This is a genomic window from Pedobacter sp. P26 (genome assembly GCF_050632135.1).
In the GTDB taxonomy this organism is placed as follows: domain Bacteria; phylum Bacteroidota; class Bacteroidia; order Sphingobacteriales; family Sphingobacteriaceae; genus Pedobacter.
Genome location: NZ_CP192574.1, coordinates 3,495,115 through 3,514,089, shown reverse-complemented (window position 1 = coordinate 3,514,089; position 18,975 = coordinate 3,495,115). Strand labels below are relative to the sequence as shown.

Genomic DNA, 18,975 nt, shown 5'->3' with positions numbered 1-18,975 from the left:
GGGAATTTGAAAGGTAAAATGTAAGATGGATGATGGGATTTGTAAGAAGTCCGGGATCGGAGGACCGAAGTTTAAGTTTTCCAGAATTAACGTCTAACACCATGCGCTTAGTGCTCTTAGCTCCACGCCCTCTGCTTAAAACTAAAAACCCTCGATTGCTTTAAGCAATCGAGGGTTGTGGTATCAAAGGCTAAATTATTTTTTAGCTTGTTGTTGCTGACGCATATAGTCATCTAAACGCTGCTGGAATTTAGATTTTTTCTTTTTTCATCAGCTGGTCTGGCTTTGTTTTGCTGGATTAGCGCATGGATTTTCTCATCGTCAACCATTCTACGAATTAAGAACTGCTGTCCGAAAGTCATTAAGTTGGCTAAGAAATAATAATAGTTTAATCCGGCAGGGTAGCTGTTTAATACACCTAAGAAAATAACCGGCATAATGTAACCAATATATTTCATCTGACCGGTAGCACCTGAAACCTGGTTATTGAAATAAGTCATAATCAATGTAGAGATGGTCATCAATACACACATTAAACTTAAGTGATCGCCAATGAAAGGAATTTTTACGCCAAATTTGATAAACTCATCATAAGTTGATAAATCTTTCATCCAAAGGAAACTCTCGCCTCGTAACTCAAACAAGTTAGGGAAGAAGAAGAAGAAAGCCATAACCAAAGGCAATTGAAGCACCATTGGTAAACATCCTCCTAAAGGATTTACGCCAGCTTTCTTATATAATTTTAAATATTCCTGTTGAACCAATGTTGGGTTATCTTCGCCTACCTTAGCTTTAATTTCGTCCATCTCTGGTTTCAATACCCTCATTTTAGCCATTGATAAGTATGACTTGTAGGTAAGTGGCGATAAAGCAAGTTTTAACAAGATGGTTAATACCAGAATGATCAAGCCGTAGTTCCAGTTAAAGCTGTTTAAGAAATTAAATACAGGCAATACAATAAAGCGGTTAATGTATTTCAATGGCCAGTAGCCCATATCAACCTGCTGCTCTAAATCATATCCCTGCGCTTTTAAAGTAGAGAATTTGTTTGTTCCGAAATAGAATTCCATTTCGTAAACCTGGTTGGCTGTATGTACATAAGGCAATTGCATATTGGCATCATAAAACTTTACCTGCCCAGGAGCAGTTGGGATTTTAACTTCTAAACTTCCTTTTTCGAAAGCTTGTTTCGAGATTAAAGAAGCGGAGAAAAAGTGTTGTTTGAAAGAGAACCACTGAATTTTACCTTTTGATAATTCTTCTTTTTCATCTTTAGAAACACTTAGGTGGTTAACATCACCATCTAAATATTTGTAGTATGGTGCAGAATAACGGTGCTCACTTTCGATGGATTTTTCTTGTTGTAATAAAATAGTAGACCAGTTTAAACCAATCGTATTGCCTGCAATTACTTGTTGTAAACCAACTACATTAACATTGAAAGCTACTTTGTTGCTCAAAGCCTTTAAATCGTAAACATATTCTACGTAAGCATTAGCGCCATAATTGGCACGCATGGTAACCGTGTTACCTGTTTTTGTCGAAGTAAAATATAAATCGTTGGTATTAATTACCTTACCAGCTGCATTTAAACTTAAACCAAACTTGTTTTCGCTACCAGCAAATAAAATAAGTGGTTTACCCGTAAAGGTTTTTCTGTCCTTTAACTTCAACAGATGTAATTTTACCACCTTTATTACTTAAAGTGATTAATAAATTTTCGTTTTCTAAAACAGTATTGGCTTCAGTACCGGTTATGGCGCTACCAAAAGGGCCTTTTAAGGCTAAGGAATCTACAGCCGGATTAGCAATCGCTGCAGTTTTGGTGGTATCTTTTTGCGCAGGTGTTACACCAGCTTTTTCAAAGAATCTAAACGCTCTGTTTCTTTGGCTTTTTTCATTTCAGCCTCGTTCGGCCTCAAAAAGTAGAATGATCCTGCCAAAATGATCATAATCAGGAACAGTCCTGTAAAGGTATTTCTATCCATTATTTATGTTTGTACTGCTTTTAATTCGTTTTCTTTTTTGCAAACTCCATCGCAGCGGCGACAAATTTAACAAAAAGTGGGTGAGGATTAGCAACTGTTGATTTTAATTCTGGGTGAAACTGCCCGCCAACGAAAAAAGGATGATTTTTAAGCTCTACAATTTCAACTAAATTGGTTTGCGGATTCATACCTGACGCAATCATTCCTGCATCTTCATATTGCTTTAAATAAGCATTGTTAAATTCATAACGGTGACGATGACGCTCGTTGATATGAGATTTACCATAAATAGAAAAAGCCTTTGTTCCTTTTTTAATATCGCAAGGATAAGAGCCTAAACGCATGGTTCCACCTTTATTGGTTATTTTTTTCTGCTCTTCCATCATGTTAATTACCGGATTTGGCGAATTTTCTTCAATTTCTGTCGTGTGTGCATCTTTCAAACCTAAAACATTACGGCCAAATTCGATAACTGCACATTGCATACCCAAACAGATTCCGAAGAAAGGAACGTTGTTTTCGCGAACATATTTGATGGCATCAATTTTACCCTCAATACCGCGGCTGCCAAAACCTGGCGCCACTAAAACACCTTGTAAATGACTCAATTTCTCTTTGACGTTATCCGGGAAAATACCTTCCGAGTGGATATATTCTACCCTGACTTTACATTCGTTTCTCGAACCTGCGTGTACAAAAGATTCGATAATTGATTTATAAGCATCAGGTAATTCTACATATTTACCAATCAAGCCAATTTTTACTTCGGCAGTTGGGTTTTTTAAACGGCCCAGAAAATCTTTCCAGCTTTCCATATCCGGATCGTTTTTGGTAGGCAGTTTTAATTTCGATAAAACAGTTTTATCCAGTTGCTCTTTTAACATCAACAATGGCACATCATAAATAGTAGATGCATCCATCGATTCGACTACCGCATTGATGTTAACGTTACAAAATAATGCAATTTTTTTTCTGATATCAGCGCTGATGTGGTGTTCTGTTCTACAAACCAGTATATCTGGCTGTATTCCGTATTCCAAAAGGGCTTTAACAGAGTGTTGTGTTGGTTTAGTTTTTAATTCACCTGCAGCAGCTAAATAAGGAACCAGGGTTAAGTGGATAACAATGGCATTAGTACTACCTTCTTCCCACTTAAACTGACGAACAGCTTCGATAAATGGCAGAGATTCAATATCGCCAACTGTTCCTCCAAGTTCAGTAATCACAATGTCGTATTCACCACTTTCGCCCAAAATGCGCATGTTGCGTTTAATCTCGTCGGTAATATGTGGAACAACCTGCACCGTTTTACCTAAATATTCGCCTTTACGCTCTTTGTTAATTACGTTTTGGTAAATGCGGCCAGTAGTAATGTTATTTGCCTGCGAAGTTGGAACATTAAGGAAACGCTCATAATGACCAAGATCCAGGTCGGTTTCAGCACCATCTTCAGTTACAAAGCACTCTCCATGCTCATAAGGGTTTAATGTTCCTGGATCGATATTAATGTACGGATCGAATTTTTGAATGGTTACACGGTAGCCACGTGCCTGTAAAAGTTTAGCTAAAGATGCGGAAATGATGCCCTTACCTAAAGAGGAAGTTACACCGCCCGTAACAAAAATATACTTTGTCATGATTGATAATTTGTGGAATTAACCAGGCTTTTTAGGTCTGGTTAATTGTTTTTGTACGGGATACAAAGGTACAAAAAAATTATCGCTCGTTAGATACTTGCCCGAATATTTTTTAAGTGCATTATGTCTTTGATATTGACTGGTTTAAGGAAAAACACCGGTTTAAAGTATCAGCGTATAAAGTTCTTTTTTAATATCTTCTATCTTTCTGGGATTCTTTTTATCATCATAACGGGTATAGAGGTCGACCATTTTTTTGAAATCTTTTTCTGTGTCGGTTCTCTTTCCCTTTGCCGGAGCTACGATGTTTAAGATCGGAACATTTTTCGCTTCCACTTTTGTGGCAAACCAGGTGGTGTTGTAACGTGGTATGGCCAAACCTAATATCATTCCTGGTAAACCGGTAAATCCCTCCGGGCCACCTTTTAATAAAATTTCATCAGTATAAAAGGCCACCACTGTAACAGAATCGTTTATTACGGTTGTCGCTTTACGGCATTCATAACCTGCAATTTGGCGCACATCATGCATAATTTTCCATTGGAGATGGGGGATAGTATCTTTTAAAATGAAGTCTTCACCACTTACTGGTTTTCTGATTACCCTTGCTTTTTTACTAAAATCGGTATACATTTCATTGGTATTCTCACCAGCAATAAAAAAGAAATTATTGTCGTTTAAGGTTTCCTTCGGTTTAGCCTTATATATGGAGCTACTATCGTTAAAACTATAATCCCAGCTGGAAGTCCTGTACTTGCTCATTTTATCTTTAGCATCGTCTGATATCCAATCGTTTTCTGCAATTTGTTGCTTCTGGTTTATCTTTTTTTCAAATGTTATTTTTGCACTTCTGATGAAAACAGTTTGTGCCCTGATTATTGTAACTGCAAAAAATAAAATTATGCTTAATCCTAAATGTTTCATCTGACGTTATTTTTTGTCTTGTTCAACAAAGTTTCCGGTTAAATTATAGGTGACACCGATCAGTACATACCTTGGAATAAAACTGTTGGTATTCTCACTAATATTGTTACCGCCAACGTATCGATTGTAACCGATCCTTTCGGCTAAAATATCTGAAATCGCTACTTTTAATTCCAGTTCCTGAGCTTTAAGCATCTTCTTTGATAAATAGGCATTCCAGATAGCAACATTTACCGGCCTGCTGAACGAAGTGTTGGCAGGTTGGTATGATAATGATATTGAGGTGTTGAATTCGGTATTGTATGGCAGTTCGATGGTACCGGAAATTTCATGGTTATGGTAAAAGTTTTTACCATTATTTATGGAGCCGATAGATGAGCGGCTGTTTGAAAAGGTAAAGGATGGATCGTACTGAATTTGAAGTTTATCGCTATAGTAACTCAAGCGTGGGCGTAAACTGATACTATTGTTTACATTTTCATTCAGTTTATTGTTTAAAATAGAAACCGAGTTTGAATGGTTATAACTGGCATTTAAGCCTGTACTAAAATTAATCTTGCTGAAACTTTTATTAAAACTTGCGCCGGCGTAAAAATTGTTATTACCATTTAGATTGATGTAACTGCTGGTGGTTTTGTTTACCTCATCTACAGTACTCGTACTCACTACTGCATTTTTAGTAAAACTGTAGCCTCCATACACGTATGCGTACATTTCCGATTTTTGCTGGTAGGTATTTAAATTAAAGCCAAAATTATTGTTGAACGATGGTTTTAAATTTGGATTACCTTTTATTTCGTAAAGTGGATTGTTTATTTGCCTGATCGGTTGTAATTGGTCTAAGCCAGGCTGTCGCGTATTTCCGTTATAGTTTAAGGATACACTTGTATTTTTTCCGAGTTTATAGTTAAGATTACTTTGTGGTGCCCAGTTTAAGTAATTTCGGTTAAATTTGTTGCTTCGGTCTAAATCATTCAGCTCGAATGTTGTTTGTGTAGCTTCTGCACCACCAGACAAAGTAAATTTCTTTGCCCGATATTGTAATACCACCTTGCCTATATTCGAAAAATTATTAAAATCGAAATTATTACTTAGCGAATCGATCCGTTTATTATTTAATGATTTATCGAAAACCAGTTTATGACTATTGGAGTTTACCGTTTTAAAGCTATAGGCGGTTTGCAAGGAGAATTGTTTGTTCAAAGGTTCAGTATATGATATTCTTGCGCCAAGTGACGTTTCCTTGCCTGAATTATCATTGAGAAAGTCCTGAGTGATTGGCGGCCCTTTTGATACACCATTGTCATCATAATAATTGGTGACACTTTTACTGTTGCCGAGACTGGTGCCGTTTTTGGTTTCTGGTTGTAAATCGATAGACAGCGTTCTTCCTTTTTTGGCAAACTTTTTTGAATAATTGATATTGCCGTTAAACAGATTGTCAACTCCGTTGCTGTTGTTTGTTTGATCACTATTATTTACAAAAAAACCTTCACCGTTTTTGGTTTCGTTTGTGCTGGTGTACTCATTATTGTTTTTGTTTTTACTCGTGGCAAATGATATTTTTAATGTAGAAAGCGAGTCTATCTTAACATCCACACTTCCTTTTAAACTTTGTCCCGTACTTTTAGTTTCACTGTTTGTGCTGCCGGAACTAAAGAAATTTGTTCCATTAGGCAATAGTGACTGGTTTTTATAGGTTGTTCTATCTATGATATCCCGATTATTGCCTTTATAATTTAGTTTCAGGCCTACTTTATTTTCATTCCATTTATCGGAGAAGTGTGCACCATAACTGGTGATATCAGGCAAGCCGTTTGTTGGCGAAAAACCATCATCATCTCTGTTGCCGTACATAATCATAACGGTACTGCCATCATCGCCAACTTCAATTAAATCATAATCATTTCCTTTTAATTTGCTCATGGCGGCACTTGCCTTCGAATCCTGATTGATATTGGAGTTAAATCCAAATACTGCCGCTTTTAATTTGCTTTTATAGATGCCGGCCATGCCGCCAATGTTTTTAAAATGATTTAAGTCACTGTTCGCATCCAGAGTGCTGAGATAGCCGTTTTTGGCATTCTCCTTGAGTTTGATATTCATCACCTTCTCTTTGGCATCACCCTCTTTTATTCCTGATAACTCTTCTTCTTTAGTTTTTTTGTCGTAAACCTGAACTTCACTAACTGCATTCGCCTTTAGGTATTTCTGAGCCAGAAGCGGATCGTCGCCAAAAAATTCTTCTCCATCAACCAAAAGCGTATTTACGTCTTTTCCTCCTGCTTTTATTGCACCATCTTTATCTACCTCAATTCCAGGTAATCGCCTTAACAGATCCTGTAAATTGGCATGTGGTTTTACCGCAAAACTATCTGCCTGGTAGGTTATCGTATCGCCTTTCATGCTAATGGGCTGTTTTTGTGCCTTTATTGTCACCTCATTCAAAAGTGTGGCCTTACTGTCCATTGTAATATGGCCAAGATTAAATTTCGAGGAATCTGACAATTGGATATCCCTGATGAAATCGGCCATTTTTGGGAAGGTGATGACTAAAGTATAATTGCCTTTTTTAGGTTCGATAATTCGAATTCGCCATTGGCCCTGGCCCGAGTATCTTTAACTAAAATGGAATCTTTGCTTGATATCAGCAGGATAGAACTGTTTTGTAATTTTCTTTTCTCAACGGTATCGACCACAACGCCTTTTATGCTTGCTTTTTGTGCCAGTGCCGGAAAAAATAATAATGAAAAATAAAAACCGTGAATAGTTGCTTGAGCATGTATGTTGTAGAGAAACGTTAAATAATTTGTGTTTGGTTCAATGCTCTAAAGTACAACTATTTATTTAGTTTAAAAATAAATATTAAAATATTTTTTTATGGCGAAACAGAGGAGGGAAAGCTTAAAACGCAGAATGATAGTATTTTATTCCCCTGCCGCCAAAATCAGTTTTTTGATGAGTACAATCTGCCCTAAATGATAATAACTGTGTTCAATTACAGCTTCTAAATTCCGCAGGTAAGTGCCATACTTTTCGTTTACAAATACCTCATCAAATTTTTCTTCTGGCATTTTTTCTACTGCGATAACAAAAACTGAAGCATTTGTCAAAAAATCATTGATTAGTTTTTTCCAGTCTGCTTCTGAATGTATCGGAGGAAGATTATAACTATACTGGTCTTTAATTTCTAAAGGTCCACCATTAAATACATGTAAAAGTCCAAGCAGATAATAATTAATATGATAGGTTAGGGCCGCAATGGTATTTAAATTTTCTACCTGATGGATAGCCTCTTGCCAATTAACATTTTCTATCTGATCTCTATAATTGGTATTAGCTATCCAATAACCATTTAAAAAAATCTCTCTTAAGCGATTTGCAATAAAATCAGATTTTTTCATTGCTAAACTTTTAAATATTTTTGATTAACAACAATTATAATAAATTTTCACCTTCTGTTCTTTTTCGCTCCAGGCAATGTAAATGTTGTTCTCTTTTCCTAAACGGTATTTGAAGCCATTTAAACCTGATTTTTTCAATTCTTCATATAATGCTTTGTCGGGGGTGTAATTATCGGCTTTATCTTCTGGCATTACTGCTGGTTCAAGAAAATTATCATCGCTGAAGAAGTCGTCAGCAATGGTTTTTAAGAAAATAACCTGGTCTTTCTCTTTAGAAAGGTCAACATTTGGGTCGGTATTGTTAACCAGTTCTGTTCCCTTAATTTTAGCATTGTAAATCTCTTTTCCATCAGCATTTTTGATCGTGAAATTCAATACCATTTCTTCGGGTTTTCTGCCGGTAAGTTCTATTTTAAAAGTGTCTAAACGTTTTAAATCGGAAAAAGATTTAGCCAGACTTTGGTTCACATTTTTAAATTCAATGGCAGTGCTTTCCTTTTTATCTTTCGAATTACAGGCAACAAGTGCTAATAAACAGATGGTAACAAAGAGCGGTATATTTCTCATATTCAAAACTACAAATTTTATGTTTTAGTTCAGGTGCGTATTTTATGATATTCGTTAAATTTAGAAAGAATAGCCAATAGATAACCACAATTGAAAGTCGAAATAACCACCAGGAAGCTTATTTTCTAAATTATTTTGAATATGATAATAATCTCCGTAACCCAAGCCTGTCAAACCCTCTAAAAGAAAATGTTTTCCAGGAATAAAAGATACCCCAAATGTTCCGCCATAACGTAAAGAATTCGCTTTGAAATCCCTGTCATGACCCCAGCTAAAAAAGCCGGTATTGTCTACCGTGCCATGCGACACCACTGTTTTGTTCAGGTTTCCAAAATAGGCACCATAGAAAGCGTTAGCTTCTTTATTTTTAATTGGCCTGAGGTATTTTTTCGCCCGGAGTAAAAAGCCATTATAGTGGTAATAGTCGCGATAACCGAAGTTTTTAATTTCGCCAAAAGTATAAGCCGCTTCCAATCCATAAAGATTAGCAAAGGTTTTTTCTACAGATAGGGTAGGCCTTTTCGCCACTAAATTTAAGACATTGGTTTTTACAATTAATCCAGCCGGTTGCCTGGCAAAAATCGCATTACCATACACAATAGCGATAATTAAGAGTGTTTGCTTTGTCATAGATAAACTAAAATACGAAAATATTAGCGAAGCCATTAAATGTTATTGGATAATATCATTTTGTTCTTATATTTGCGTAACTGATTACGTAACTGATTTTATTATGAATTTTTTTGAAGAAGTAGGCAAAGTAGCTATAGGTAGCAGGTTAAGAATGTTAACTGATATGGTGACTGAAGACGCTGCACAGATTTATAAATTGTATAATATTGATATGCAGCCCAAGTGGTTTCCTGTATTTTATGCTTTGGTTCAGGAGAAAGAAAAAACGATTACTGAACTGGCTAAAGATATTGGCCATTCTCATCCATCTGTCAGCAAAATCATCAGTGAGATGCTGAAAAAAGGTTATGTTAAAGAAAGTAAAGACAAAACCGACGGACGAAGAAATGTAGTGAGCCTTTCTAAAAAAGGAGTGGAGATTTCAAAAGAAATAAAAGATCAGCTGGTTGATGTAAATGCCGCTATTGAAGAAATCTCAGCACAAGCGCAGCATAACCTTTGGGAAGCAATAGGGGAATGGGAGTTTTTATTGGAGCAGAAAAACTTGTTGAGAAGGGTAATGGAAAAGAAAAAGGAAAGAGATAGTTTAAAGGTTGAAATTGTAGATTACCTGCCCAAATACCAGGTAATATTCAGATCGCTGAATGTAGAATGGATTTCAGAGTATTTTACCATGGAAGAATCTGATTATAAAGCTTTGGATAATCCGCAGGGTTATATTTTAGATAAAGGAGGTTTTATATTAGTTGCACTTTACCAGGGTGAGCCTTTAGGCGTTTGCGCATTAATTAAAATGAACGATGGCGAATATGATTTTGAACTGGCCAAAATGGCCGTATCGCCAAAAGCCCAGGGAAAAAATGTAGGCTATTTATTGGCAAATGCTATTATTGAAAAAGCAAGGTCATTAGGTGCATCTAAAATTTATTTAGAAAGCAATACCATTTTAAAACCGGCCATAAATCTTTACCACAAATTGGGTTTTAAAAAAGTGGCAGGTAAGCCTACACCTTATGCGCGATGTAATATTCAGATGGAACTGGTGGTAAAATAGTCCGAAGTCGGTAGTCCGCAGTCTGAGGAAGATTAATCTCAAGTTATTAGCACTTGGCCATGAACCATCAAAATATCAACCATGAACCAACCAATGAACTAATGACTAATGAACCATAACCTTACTCGTGCTTCAGCGCATCCAATAGATTATTTAATTTTAGTAAATCTTCCGGAGTATCAATAGCAACTGTTTCAAGGTCGGTAACTTTTGTTTGGATATAAAATCCATTCTCGATCCAGCGTAGTTGCTCCAGGCTTTCAGCAATTTCTAAAGAAGAAGGTGGTAATTTGGTAATGGCTTTTAATGATTCGGTGCGGTAACCGTAAATCCCGATGTGTTTATAAAACTGGTGTTTTTCTGCCCATACGCCTGGTTCTCCGTTTCGGATAAAAGGGATTGGACTCCGGCTAAAATACATGGCCCGGCCATTTACATCAATCACCACTTTAGGACTATTGGGATTGTATACACTTTCCTGACTTTGAATAGATTTGATTAATGTTGCTAACTGTACTTTTTCTTCAGTAAAACAGCTTGTCAATAATTCAATTTGTGCAGGTTCGATAAAAGGTTCATCGCCCTGAATGTTGATCACAATATCAAATCCTGGTAATTGCTCAATCACTTCGGCACACCTATCGGTTCCGCTTTGGTGATCGGATGAAGTAAAGATAAATTCTCCACCAAACCTTTTCACTTCATCTGCAATCCGTACATCATCGGTGGCAATTACTACTTTTGATAAGCTTTTGGCTTTCGATGCTTGTTCATAAACTCTTTGGATCATGGTTTTTCCGGCAATATCTACCAAAGGCTTTCCGGGAAAACGGGTAGAGGCATATCGCGCTGGAATAATACCTATAGTCCTTAAATCTTCAAGTGGGGACTTTAAATTTTTATCGATCATATATTGTTGCTATAAAATTGATAAAAAACAAATATAAAGATCAATACAACAATAATAAAAGATACAGGATGAGCAAAATTAAATGTCCACCCAAGCAATTTTATGCGCTTTGGAACAATTAACCTGGAGTCTTTTTTATTGAAATAAAAAGTATCCCATTTCCAGTTTTCTGGATTTTCATGCTCGAAATCTTTTTGCATATTTATCGCATTAAAAATTAAACCATTTATTATGAACTCAACTCCCTTTTACGGGCTGGGGATTAAAACAACCCGTTAATCTCTGCCTCAATCGATTGGATCACCGTACCTAAATCTTCAGGATTATTGGTGAAATCCAACTTGTCTTTATCTAAAATTAATAATTTGCCCAGGTTATAACCTTTTATCCAGGCTTCGTATTTTTCGTTCAGTTTAGAAAGGTAATCGATACGGATCCCTGCTTCGTATTCACGGCCACGGCGCTGGATATTATTAACCAATGTCGGTACCGATGCACGTAAATAAACCAATAAATCCGGCGGTTTGATAAAAGAGGTAATATTATCAAAAATAGCACGGTAGTTATCATGATCCCGGGTAGTCATTAAAGCCATATCGTGGAGGTTCTCTGCAAAAATATGCGCATCCTCGTAAATGGTTCTATCCTGGATCACATTGCGTTTATTGACCTCAATATCCGTAATTTGCTGAAAACGGCTGTTCAGGAAATAAATCTGAAGATTAAAGCTCCATCGTTTCATGTCGCTGTAAAAATCTTCCAGATAAGGATTGTTGTCCACCGCCTCATATAAAGCTTCCCATCCATAATTCTTAGCCAATAAACCTGTTAAAGTGGTTTTACCGGCACCTATATTTCCTACAATTGCTATGTGCATCTTTTTTGCGTTTTGCGGTGAGCGTTTTGCGATAGGCGATTATAACGCCAACCGCCTGTCGCTTACCGCAATATTAATTAAAAACTTTTAAACCCGATTAAACTGCGTACCTCTCTTATGGTTTTTTGTGCACTTTCACGAGCCTTTAATGCACCATGTTTAGCCACTTGCCTTAAGTAAGAATCGTCTTTGGCAATGTCCTGGATGCGCTCGCGCATTGGTGCGGTAGCAATGATCATATCTTCTGCCAGTTGTTTCTTGAAATCGCCGTAACGGATCTGCATTTTATTATACAGGTCGTCAAAATGCTGATGAGTATCTGCGCTCGATACCACTTTCATTAAGTCGAAAAGGTTCTGGATCGGTTCAGGTTTTGGTTGGTTCTCTTCTGTCGGACCACCGTCACTAACCGCTCTCATTACTTTTTTACGAATGGTTTTCAGGATCATCAGATAGGTATACCGCATTGGCCTCACCTTCTGATTTACCCATTTTACCTTTTCCATCTAAGCCTGGTACTTTAACCAGTTTATCAGAGTAGCTAAAAGCATAAGGTTCTGGAAAATATTCTGTACTATACAATCTGTTGAAACGGTTTCCGAAAGTACGGGCCATTTCTAAATGTTGTTCCTGATCTTTTCCAACAGGTACTTTGGTCGCCTTATGGATTAAAATATCGGCTGCCATCAATACCGGATAGGTTAATAAACCCGCATTTACGTTATCAGGGTTGGCACGTACTTTATCTTTAAAAGAAGTACTACGCTCTAATTCACCCATATAAGCGTTCATGTTGAGGTATAAATATAGCTCCGCAATTTCGGGAACATCACTTTGTATATAAATGGTGCTGTTTTCTGGATCAATTCCACTTGCCAGATACTCCACCAAAACATGTTTGATATTTCCGTGTAAATCGGCTGGAGTAGGATGTGTAGTTAAAGAGTGTAAATCGGCGATAAAAAAGTAGCAGTTATATTCGTTCTGCATTTGCACGAAGTTTTTAACTGCACCATAATAATTACCCAAATGTAATTTTCCTGTTGAGCGAATGCCGCTCACCACTGTTTCTTTCATAATGGCACGAAATTAAAAATAAAATGTAAGCAATCCGCAAATCACCTTAATTTTCATGGTAAGAATTTTTAGTGTAGTCGTCATCTCGACCGTAGCGCAGCGTAGTGGAGAGATCTATGCTTATGCTTTTCATAGCGCTTGGTCTCTCATGCACAACTATACGGTATTTATAATTTGAAAATGAAAGTCAGCATTTCATCGGAGGCTTCAGTCCTTCTTTCCGTTGCAAGTCCTCGCTGCGCTGTGGGCTTTGCACTTCAATAAGGTTTATAAACAAATGTTTCTGCAAACATGGAGCCATTTTAACCTGCTAGCATCATCGAATCTAGAGTCTTCATCAAGCGGTCGTCATCTCGACCGGAGTTCCGTAGCTAAATCGTCATCTCGACCGTAGCGCAGCGCAGTGGAGAGATCTGTGAGCTGGTTCTTTCTGTTGGCCCTCACCACAATCTTGATCCTTAGTTTGAAATATCAAACTATTTTATATTTTTGGTATAACTATGATCCACTTTCTAAGGCAGGTACACCGGGTTTGGTTTTTATTCTGGATACTGTTTTTTTTCGCCCTCTTTTACCCCTTTTACTACATTACTTCACGTAATGAAAAATATTACAGTATTTTAAACTTTTGCCGTAAAGCCAATAGTTTTTTATGCAGTTTATTTTCAGGCGTTTTTTTCGTTATCAATACGAGGAAAAACTTGATCCTAAACAAACTTATATTTATTGCGCCAACCATACCTCTAATCTGGATATTATGATTTTTTGCATCATGGGGCATGGTAAATTCCATTTTATGGGAAAAGATGAGTTATTGAATAATCCTGTATTGGGCATTTTCTTTAAAACAATTGATATTTCTGTGAACCGCGACAGTAAAATTTCAGCTTTTAAAGCCTTTAAAAAAGCTGGCGAAAACCTTGAAAAAGGGATGAGCCTGATTATTTTTCCGGAGGGCAAAATTGATGACCATTATCCACCAAAGTTAGGCGAGTTTAAAAATGGTCCGTTTCGTTTAGCCATTGATAAAAATATCCCCTTGGTGCCTGTAAGTATTGTCAATGTTTGGAAAATTAATTGGGATGATGGCGCAAAATACGGAAGTAAGCCAGGAATTTGCGATATTTACGTCCACAAACCTATAAAAACATTAACCCTGGTTGATGTTGATTCTGATATATTGAAAGAAAAGGTTTACAGTTTGATCGATAGTAAGTTAATATAGATATGAATTTAGACGCAAAAACCATCCATAAAATAGCCGATCTGGCCCGAATTCATATTGATGAAAAGCAGGTGGATACGTTGATTCCTGAAATGAACAAAATTTTATCATTCATGGAAAAGTTAAACGAATTGGATACCTCAAATGTAAAACCATTGGTTTATATGAACGAATCGGTAAATGTTTGGCGCGAAGATGTAGTGAAACAAGAAATTTCTACCGCCTATGGTCTGAAAAATGCCGCAAAACATACCGACCAATTTTTTATGGTCCCAAAAATTATTGAAAAATAATGCTTTATCTTCAAGCTAATCCCACAGCTATGGGAGTTAATTCAGCATCATAAGATTAACATTTGTGCAGTAATTTTTAAATTGCTTGTAACATCTTACCTGCTATGCCTGTCTAAAAAAGAAAAAACATGGAGAAACCACTCATCACTATAAAAGAAATTGGCCGTAAATATGTTATTGGATCTGAAGTGATTCACGCTTTAAAATCAGTTTCTTTAGATATCAATAAAGGCGAATTCGTAGCATTGATGGGTCCATCTGGTTCTGGTAAATCAACCCTAATGAATATTTTAGGCTGTCTGGATACACCTTCAAGCGGAACTTATGTTTTAAATGGAACAAATGTGAGTCAGATGAGTGATGATGCCTTGGCAGAAGTACGCAACCAGGAAATCGGTTTCGTTTTTCAAACTTTTAACTTATTGCCACGATCAACATCTTTAGATAATGTTGCTTTACCTTTAATTTATGCCGGAACAAGCAAAAAGGATAGGGATGCGAGGGCAGCTAAAGCATTAGAAAATGTTGGTTTAGGTAATCGTATGGATCATAAACCCAATGAACTATCAGGTGGTCAACGTCAGCGTGTGGCAGTGGCGAGGGCATTAATCAATAATCCTTCTATTATTCTGGCTGATGAGCCTACCGGTAACCTAGATACCAAAACATCAGTAGAAATTATGGGCCTGCTTGAAGAAATTCACAGTAAAGGCAATACCATTATTCTGGTTACGCATGAGGAAGATATTGCGCAACATGCCCACCGCATTGTACGCATGCGTGATGGTTTGATTGAAAATGATTATTTAAACACCGATATCAAAAATGTATCTCCACGCTTGCAGGCCTTGAAAGATAACGGCAGCGATTGGGAGAAAATCAATTAACCCCTAAATTCCCTAAAGGGGACTTTTAGGACTAACCATATTATTCCCCCTTAAGGGAGCTAGGGGACATGAAAATCTACACTAAAACCGGCGATAAAGGGCAAACCTCACTAATAGGTGGTACCCGTGTACCTAAATATCATTCACGTATCGAAACCTATGGCACTGTTGACGAGTTAAATTCGTATATCGGTTTAATTATGTGTCAGGATATTGAACAGCATGACCAACATCTGCTAAAAGAAATCCAGGACAGGTTGTTTACCATTGGCGCGTCGCTTGCTGCTAATCCGGAAAAGTCTAAAATGAAAATTCCTGACCTGCACGAAACTGACATCAATTTGTTGGAAAGTGAGATGGATTTAATGAACGAAACACTGCCCGCCTTAAAACATTTTGTTTTACCTGGCGGAAATACTGTTGTTGCTTACTGCCATATTGCCCGGTGTGTTTGCAGAAGGGCAGAACGTTTGACAGTAGCGCTTGCAGAAAATAGCTTTGTAGATGAGCATGTAACAGTTTATTTAAATCGTTTAAGTGATTATTTATTCGTTTTGGCACGAAAACTGACCGTATATTTTAACGCGGAGGAAAACATTTGGATTCCGAGGGTATAATAGTGGAAAAATAAGTTTGTTTTGCTCAAAAATTTTAATATACTTTGCGCAATAATAAGAATTTAATTGAATTGAAGATATGTATTGGACATTAGAATTAGCATCGCACCTGGAAGACGCACCATGGCCTGCAACTAAAGACGAATTAATTGATTATGGTATCCGCTCTGGTGCCCCGGTAGAAGTAATTGAAAACTTACAGGCACTAGAAGATGATGGCGAACCTTATGAAACCATTGAGGAAATTTGGCCTGACTACCCAACTAAAGAAGATTTCTTCTTTAACGAGGACGAATACTAGGATTTTAAAACAGATAAAAGAACCTTTCAGTAAAACTGGAAGGTTTTTTTGTTTAAGTTGTTTTAACGATGTAAATCAGCAAGATAAGCGAAATCTTTACATTTTTTAAACAAAATCTAAAAGCCATGTGTTAATAATGCAAAATGTAACATTACTTAAAAAAATTAACACTATGGGAAATTTATTGTACTTAGTCGCAGTAGTATTGGTGATACTATGGGTGATCGGATTTGTATTTCACGGCTTCGGCGATGTTGGTAATATAATCCACGTATTATTGGTGATCGCAGTAATTGCCATCTTATTAAAGGTAATTGGTAGGGCAGCGTAAAAATGTATCGCACCTACATTCATTCGTTTAGAAGTAGGGAACACTTTGAAATAGATGGATTAAAAAAGGAGTTTCATTTTTGGAACTCCTTTTTTATGTTGTAATCAGATCTTGATTAACTTTTTACTCCTTTTACCAGTGCGATCGTCATGCTGATCCGATAGTTACCGGATTTATTTTATTAGTAGTTATATTGTATTAAAGACCTAATGGCTAATTATAGACAGCATTTTTCCTGCTATTTTAAGCCCCTGAAATGAACTCAGGACTCCGCTGTGTTAAATCACAGAAGAACCTGTATATTACTAATCGAATTTAAAGCTCTTAATTCTTCAATAAGAGCTCTGCTAGCTCGAGATCAATAGGGTAGGTAATTTTAATATTTCCTCTTTCTCCTTCGATGATATTAATCTCATACCCGACAGATTCTACCACACTTGCATCATCAGTAAAATGGGATTTGAACTCCTGGTCGTATGCTTCTTTAAGAATATTATGGCTAAAAGTTTGAGGGGTTTGTACCAAAAGATTTCATCACGATTTAATGCCGTTGTTTTGTCGTTTCTAAGCAAGCGTACGCTATCGCTGGATCGTACGGCTGAGATAACATTCCCTTGTAATTCAGCTTCTTTAAAACAGTTGTCTATAAGGGATTTGGAGACGAGCGGACGGACAGCGTCGTGAATGGCAACATAACTTTCCTCTTCAATAGCGGAAATGGCATTTTTTACAGAGTAAAAACGCTCTGTTCCGCCGTCTATAACCTGATGCGGTATCTGGAAATTAAATTCCTCGCATAATCTGGTCCAGTAACTCTGTTGATCCTTGTTTAGGACTAATAAAATTTTAGGTTGAGTATCGCTTTGTGCAAAAGCTTTTATCGTATGCATTAAAACCGGAAGGTTTTTGAGCAGTAGAAATTGTTTTGGGGTTTCTGTTTGCATCCGATTTCCAGAACCGCCTGCTACAATTATAGCGTAGTATTTCATAGTTGAGCGTTTAGGGTAAGGCGTTTAGCGCTAAACCGCCAAACGCCAACCGCAAAACTTATATAATTAGCATGGCATCGCCATAACTGTAAAATTTATATTTTTCTTTTACTGCAACTTCGTAAGCATTCATCACATTCTCATATCCGCCAAATGCACTTACCATCATCAATAAAGTAGATTCCGGGGTGTGGAAATTGGTAATCATGGAGTTTGCAATACTGAAGTCGTAAGGAGGGAAGATAAACTTACTAGTCCAGTCGTTAGCTGCTTTTAAAGTTCTGTTAGCAGAAACAGCCGATTCAATAGCACGCATTGAAGTAGTTCCTACCGCACAGATTTTTCTTTTATGCTCTAAAGCTTTGTTTACAATGTTCGCATCTTTTGGCTCGATGATAAATTGCTCCGAATCCATTTTATGTTTGGTTAAGTCTTCAACCTCAACCGTTCTGAAAGTTCCTAAACCAACATGTAAAGTTACTTCTGCAAATTCTACACCTTTAAGCTCAAGGCGTTTCATTAGTTCACGACTGAAGTGTAAACCAGCAGTTGGAGCGGCTACTGCACCCTCGTGTTTAGCGAAAATGGTTTGATAACGTTCTTTATCCTCGGCGGTAGCTTTACGTTTAATATACTTAGGAAGAGGAGTTTCACCTAAAATTTCAACGTTTTTTCTGAATTCTTCGTCAGTACCTTCAAATAAGAAACGGATAGTACGACCACGTGATGTGGTATTATCTACAACCTCGGCAACCAATAAATCGTCGTCGCCAAAGTATAATTTATTACCTACACGAATTTTACGTGCCGGATCTACCAAAACATCCCATAAACGTAATTCCTTGTTTAATTCACGAAGCAAGAAAACCTCGATGGTTGCACCGGTTTTTTCTTTATTGCCATATAAGCGGGCAGGAAAAACCTTGGTGTTGTTCAATATCATTACATCTTTGTCATCGAAATAACCTAAAACGTCTTTGAAAATTTTATGTTCAATTTTACCGCTGTCTTTATGTAAAACCATTAGGCGAGCTTCGTCGCGTTGTTCTGCCGGATTGTTGGCAACTAATGATTCAGGTAAGTTGAATTTGAATTGTGATAATTTCATTCTTGATGAATTTTTTGAGGTGCAAAAATACGAATTTAATTTTTCTTTTTCGTATTTTATCAAACGCAATTTGTGTATATAATGTTTTGATCATTTTAAATCAAATAATACAGTGCGATTAATGCATTGTAGACGTAAAATTAATTAGTTTTG

At 36.8% G+C, this 18,975-nt stretch carries 21 protein-coding genes and 1 pseudogene; 7 read left to right on the top strand and 15 right to left on the bottom strand.

Features of this window, described 5'->3' with window-relative positions:
• Nucleotides 1-233: 233 nt before the first annotated feature.
• From yidC to ACQ86H_RS16320, 8 genes are all read right to left on the bottom strand, one after another.
• A complete protein-coding gene (gene yidC / locus ACQ86H_RS16355) occupies nucleotides 234-1,691 on the bottom strand; it encodes a membrane protein insertase YidC (protein WP_431291754.1) in 1,458 nt (485 codons plus the stop codon).
• 156 nt (nucleotides 1,692-1,847) lie between these two features.
• Entirely contained in the window at nucleotides 1,848-1,988 is a 141-nt protein-coding gene (locus tag ACQ86H_RS16350; protein ID WP_431291753.1) for a hypothetical protein, read from the bottom strand.
• Nucleotides 1,989-2,008: 20 nt separating this feature from the next.
• Complete coding sequence (locus ACQ86H_RS16345) at nucleotides 2,009-3,625, bottom strand: CTP synthase (RefSeq protein ID WP_431291752.1); 1,617 nt, start codon at nucleotides 3,623-3,625, stop codon at nucleotides 2,009-2,011.
• Nucleotides 3,626-3,787: 162 nt separating this feature from the next.
• Nucleotides 3,788-4,549 carry a GLPGLI family protein gene (locus tag ACQ86H_RS16340; RefSeq protein WP_431291751.1) on the bottom strand — a complete coding sequence of 254 codons (762 nt, stop codon included), beginning with the start codon at nucleotides 4,547-4,549 and terminating at the stop codon, nucleotides 3,788-3,790.
• A gap of 6 nt (nucleotides 4,550-4,555) precedes the next feature.
• On the bottom strand, nucleotides 4,556-7,084 hold the full coding sequence (locus ACQ86H_RS16335; protein ID WP_431291750.1) for an outer membrane beta-barrel protein: 2,529 nt from the start codon (nucleotides 7,082-7,084) through the stop codon (nucleotides 4,556-4,558).
• A 392-nt stretch (nucleotides 7,085-7,476) separates the two neighbouring features.
• Complete coding sequence (locus ACQ86H_RS16330) at nucleotides 7,477-7,953, bottom strand: DUF1572 domain-containing protein (RefSeq protein ID WP_431291749.1); 477 nt, start codon at nucleotides 7,951-7,953, stop codon at nucleotides 7,477-7,479.
• Nucleotides 7,954-7,977: 24 nt separating this feature from the next.
• On the bottom strand, nucleotides 7,978-8,520 hold the full coding sequence (locus tag ACQ86H_RS16325) for a hypothetical protein (RefSeq protein WP_431291748.1): 543 nt from the start codon (nucleotides 8,518-8,520) through the stop codon (nucleotides 7,978-7,980).
• Nucleotides 8,521-8,580: 60 nt separating this feature from the next.
• Entirely contained in the window at nucleotides 8,581-9,150 is a 570-nt protein-coding gene (locus ACQ86H_RS16320; RefSeq protein ID WP_431291747.1) for a hypothetical protein, read from the bottom strand.
• Between the two features lie 103 nt (nucleotides 9,151-9,253).
• On the opposite strand from ACQ86H_RS16320, the gene ACQ86H_RS16315 reads away from it, so the two are divergent.
• Complete coding sequence (locus ACQ86H_RS16315; RefSeq protein ID WP_431291746.1) at nucleotides 9,254-10,207, top strand: bifunctional helix-turn-helix transcriptional regulator/GNAT family N-acetyltransferase; 954 nt, start codon at nucleotides 9,254-9,256, stop codon at nucleotides 10,205-10,207.
• Nucleotides 10,208-10,328: 121 nt separating this feature from the next.
• On the opposite strand, the gene kdsB is transcribed toward ACQ86H_RS16315, so the two are convergent.
• From kdsB to trpS, 4 genes and pseudogenes are all read right to left on the bottom strand, one after another.
• Nucleotides 10,329-11,117 carry a 3-deoxy-manno-octulosonate cytidylyltransferase gene (gene kdsB, locus ACQ86H_RS16310; protein ID WP_431291745.1) on the bottom strand — a complete coding sequence of 263 codons (789 nt, stop codon included), beginning with the start codon at nucleotides 11,115-11,117 and terminating at the stop codon, nucleotides 10,329-10,331.
• Nucleotides 11,114-11,317, bottom strand: coding sequence for a DUF5808 domain-containing protein (locus tag ACQ86H_RS16305; RefSeq protein WP_431291744.1), 204 nt, complete (start codon nucleotides 11,315-11,317; stop codon nucleotides 11,114-11,116). Before ACQ86H_RS16305 ends, kdsB begins: the two co-directional genes overlap by 4 nt.
• Before the next feature lie 62 nt (nucleotides 11,318-11,379).
• Nucleotides 11,380-11,994 (bottom strand): deoxynucleoside kinase, encoded by a 615-nt coding sequence (locus ACQ86H_RS16300; protein WP_025144984.1) that lies wholly within the window; start codon nucleotides 11,992-11,994, stop codon nucleotides 11,380-11,382.
• A 77-nt stretch (nucleotides 11,995-12,071) separates the two neighbouring features.
• Nucleotides 12,072-13,071, bottom strand: a pseudogene (gene trpS / locus ACQ86H_RS16295) (tryptophan--tRNA ligase).
• Between the two features lie 652 nt (nucleotides 13,072-13,723).
• Here trpS and ACQ86H_RS16290 point away from each other — a divergent pair.
• The 6 genes from ACQ86H_RS16290 to ACQ86H_RS16265 all read left to right on the top strand — a co-directional run bounded on the left by ACQ86H_RS16290 (nucleotide 13,724) and on the right by ACQ86H_RS16265 (nucleotide 16,725).
• Nucleotides 13,724-14,296: a lysophospholipid acyltransferase family protein gene (locus ACQ86H_RS16290; protein ID WP_431291743.1), complete on the top strand. Its 573-nt coding sequence runs from the start codon at nucleotides 13,724-13,726 to the stop codon at nucleotides 14,294-14,296.
• A gap of 2 nt (nucleotides 14,297-14,298) precedes the next feature.
• A complete protein-coding gene (gatC, locus tag ACQ86H_RS16285; RefSeq protein ID WP_431291742.1) occupies nucleotides 14,299-14,589 on the top strand; it encodes an Asp-tRNA(Asn)/Glu-tRNA(Gln) amidotransferase subunit GatC in 291 nt (96 codons plus the stop codon).
• A gap of 128 nt (nucleotides 14,590-14,717) precedes the next feature.
• Nucleotides 14,718-15,476, top strand: coding sequence for an ABC transporter ATP-binding protein (locus tag ACQ86H_RS16280; RefSeq protein ID WP_138823862.1), 759 nt, complete (start codon nucleotides 14,718-14,720; stop codon nucleotides 15,474-15,476).
• 68 nt (nucleotides 15,477-15,544) lie between these two features.
• Entirely contained in the window at nucleotides 15,545-16,093 is a 549-nt protein-coding gene (locus ACQ86H_RS16275; RefSeq protein ID WP_431291741.1) for a cob(I)yrinic acid a,c-diamide adenosyltransferase, read from the top strand.
• Between the two features lie 79 nt (nucleotides 16,094-16,172).
• Nucleotides 16,173-16,394 carry a DUF2795 domain-containing protein gene (locus tag ACQ86H_RS16270; RefSeq protein WP_010603503.1) on the top strand — a complete coding sequence of 74 codons (222 nt, stop codon included), beginning with the start codon at nucleotides 16,173-16,175 and terminating at the stop codon, nucleotides 16,392-16,394.
• 172 nt (nucleotides 16,395-16,566) lie between these two features.
• Nucleotides 16,567-16,725: a lmo0937 family membrane protein gene (locus tag ACQ86H_RS16265; RefSeq protein WP_138823867.1), complete on the top strand. Its 159-nt coding sequence runs from the start codon at nucleotides 16,567-16,569 to the stop codon at nucleotides 16,723-16,725.
• A gap of 324 nt (nucleotides 16,726-17,049) precedes the next feature.
• On the opposite strand, the gene ACQ86H_RS16260 is transcribed toward ACQ86H_RS16265, so the two are convergent.
• Genes ACQ86H_RS16260 through queA form a run of 3 tightly spaced genes read right to left on the bottom strand, consistent with a single transcriptional unit; the run spans nucleotide 17,050 to nucleotide 18,822 of the window.
• On the bottom strand, nucleotides 17,050-17,250 hold the full coding sequence (locus tag ACQ86H_RS16260; protein ID WP_431291740.1) for an IspD/TarI family cytidylyltransferase: 201 nt from the start codon (nucleotides 17,248-17,250) through the stop codon (nucleotides 17,050-17,052).
• The gene (locus ACQ86H_RS16255; RefSeq protein WP_431291739.1) at nucleotides 17,154-17,714 is read right to left on the bottom strand and encodes a 2-C-methyl-D-erythritol 4-phosphate cytidylyltransferase; all 561 of its coding nucleotides are present in this window, start codon (nucleotides 17,712-17,714) and stop codon (nucleotides 17,154-17,156) included. The genes ACQ86H_RS16260 and ACQ86H_RS16255 overlap by 97 nt, the downstream gene beginning before the upstream one ends.
• Nucleotides 17,715-17,772: 58 nt before the next feature.
• Entirely contained in the window at nucleotides 17,773-18,822 is a 1,050-nt protein-coding gene (queA, locus tag ACQ86H_RS16250) for a tRNA preQ1(34) S-adenosylmethionine ribosyltransferase-isomerase QueA (RefSeq protein ID WP_138823871.1), read from the bottom strand.
• Nucleotides 18,823-18,975: the final 153 nt, after the last annotated feature.

Coding starts and splice junctions, on each gene's coding strand:
- ACQ86H_RS16315 (WP_431291746.1), top strand. CDS start 9,254: ATGAATTTTTTTGAAGAAGTAGGCAAAGTAGCTATAGGTAGCAGGTTA.
- ACQ86H_RS16340 (WP_431291751.1), bottom strand. CDS start 4,549: ATGAAACATTTAGGATTAAGCATAATTTTATTTTTTGCAGTTACAATA.
- ACQ86H_RS16305 (WP_431291744.1), bottom strand. CDS start 11,317: ATGCAAAAAGATTTCGAGCATGAAAATCCAGAAAACTGGAAATGGGAT.
- ACQ86H_RS16350 (WP_431291753.1), bottom strand. CDS start 1,988: ATGGATAGAAATACCTTTACAGGACTGTTCCTGATTATGATCATTTTG.
- ACQ86H_RS16345 (WP_431291752.1), bottom strand. CDS start 3,625: ATGACAAAGTATATTTTTGTTACGGGCGGTGTAACTTCCTCTTTAGGT.
- gatC (WP_431291742.1), top strand. CDS start 14,299: ATGAATTTAGACGCAAAAACCATCCATAAAATAGCCGATCTGGCCCGA.
- ACQ86H_RS16275 (WP_431291741.1), top strand. CDS start 15,545: ATGAAAATCTACACTAAAACCGGCGATAAAGGGCAAACCTCACTAATA.
- ACQ86H_RS16325 (WP_431291748.1), bottom strand. CDS start 8,520: ATGAGAAATATACCGCTCTTTGTTACCATCTGTTTATTAGCACTTGTT.
- ACQ86H_RS16290 (WP_431291743.1), top strand. CDS start 13,724: ATGCAGTTTATTTTCAGGCGTTTTTTTCGTTATCAATACGAGGAAAAA.
- ACQ86H_RS16255 (WP_431291739.1), bottom strand. CDS start 17,714: ATGAAATACTACGCTATAATTGTAGCAGGCGGTTCTGGAAATCGGATG.
- ACQ86H_RS16270 (WP_010603503.1), top strand. CDS start 16,173: ATGTATTGGACATTAGAATTAGCATCGCACCTGGAAGACGCACCATGG.
- ACQ86H_RS16265 (WP_138823867.1), top strand. CDS start 16,567: ATGGGAAATTTATTGTACTTAGTCGCAGTAGTATTGGTGATACTATGG.
- kdsB (WP_431291745.1), bottom strand. CDS start 11,117: ATGATCGATAAAAATTTAAAGTCCCCACTTGAAGATTTAAGGACTATA.
- ACQ86H_RS16280 (WP_138823862.1), top strand. CDS start 14,718: ATGGAGAAACCACTCATCACTATAAAAGAAATTGGCCGTAAATATGTT.
- ACQ86H_RS16300 (WP_025144984.1), bottom strand. CDS start 11,994: ATGCACATAGCAATTGTAGGAAATATAGGTGCCGGTAAAACCACTTTA.
- ACQ86H_RS16330 (WP_431291749.1), bottom strand. CDS start 7,953: ATGAAAAAATCTGATTTTATTGCAAATCGCTTAAGAGAGATTTTTTTA.
- queA (WP_138823871.1), bottom strand. CDS start 18,822: ATGAAATTATCACAATTCAAATTCAACTTACCTGAATCATTAGTTGCC.
- ACQ86H_RS16335 (WP_431291750.1), bottom strand. CDS start 7,084: ATGGCCGATTTCATCAGGGATATCCAATTGTCAGATTCCTCGAAATTT.
- ACQ86H_RS16320 (WP_431291747.1), bottom strand. CDS start 9,150: ATGACAAAGCAAACACTCTTAATTATCGCTATTGTGTATGGTAATGCG.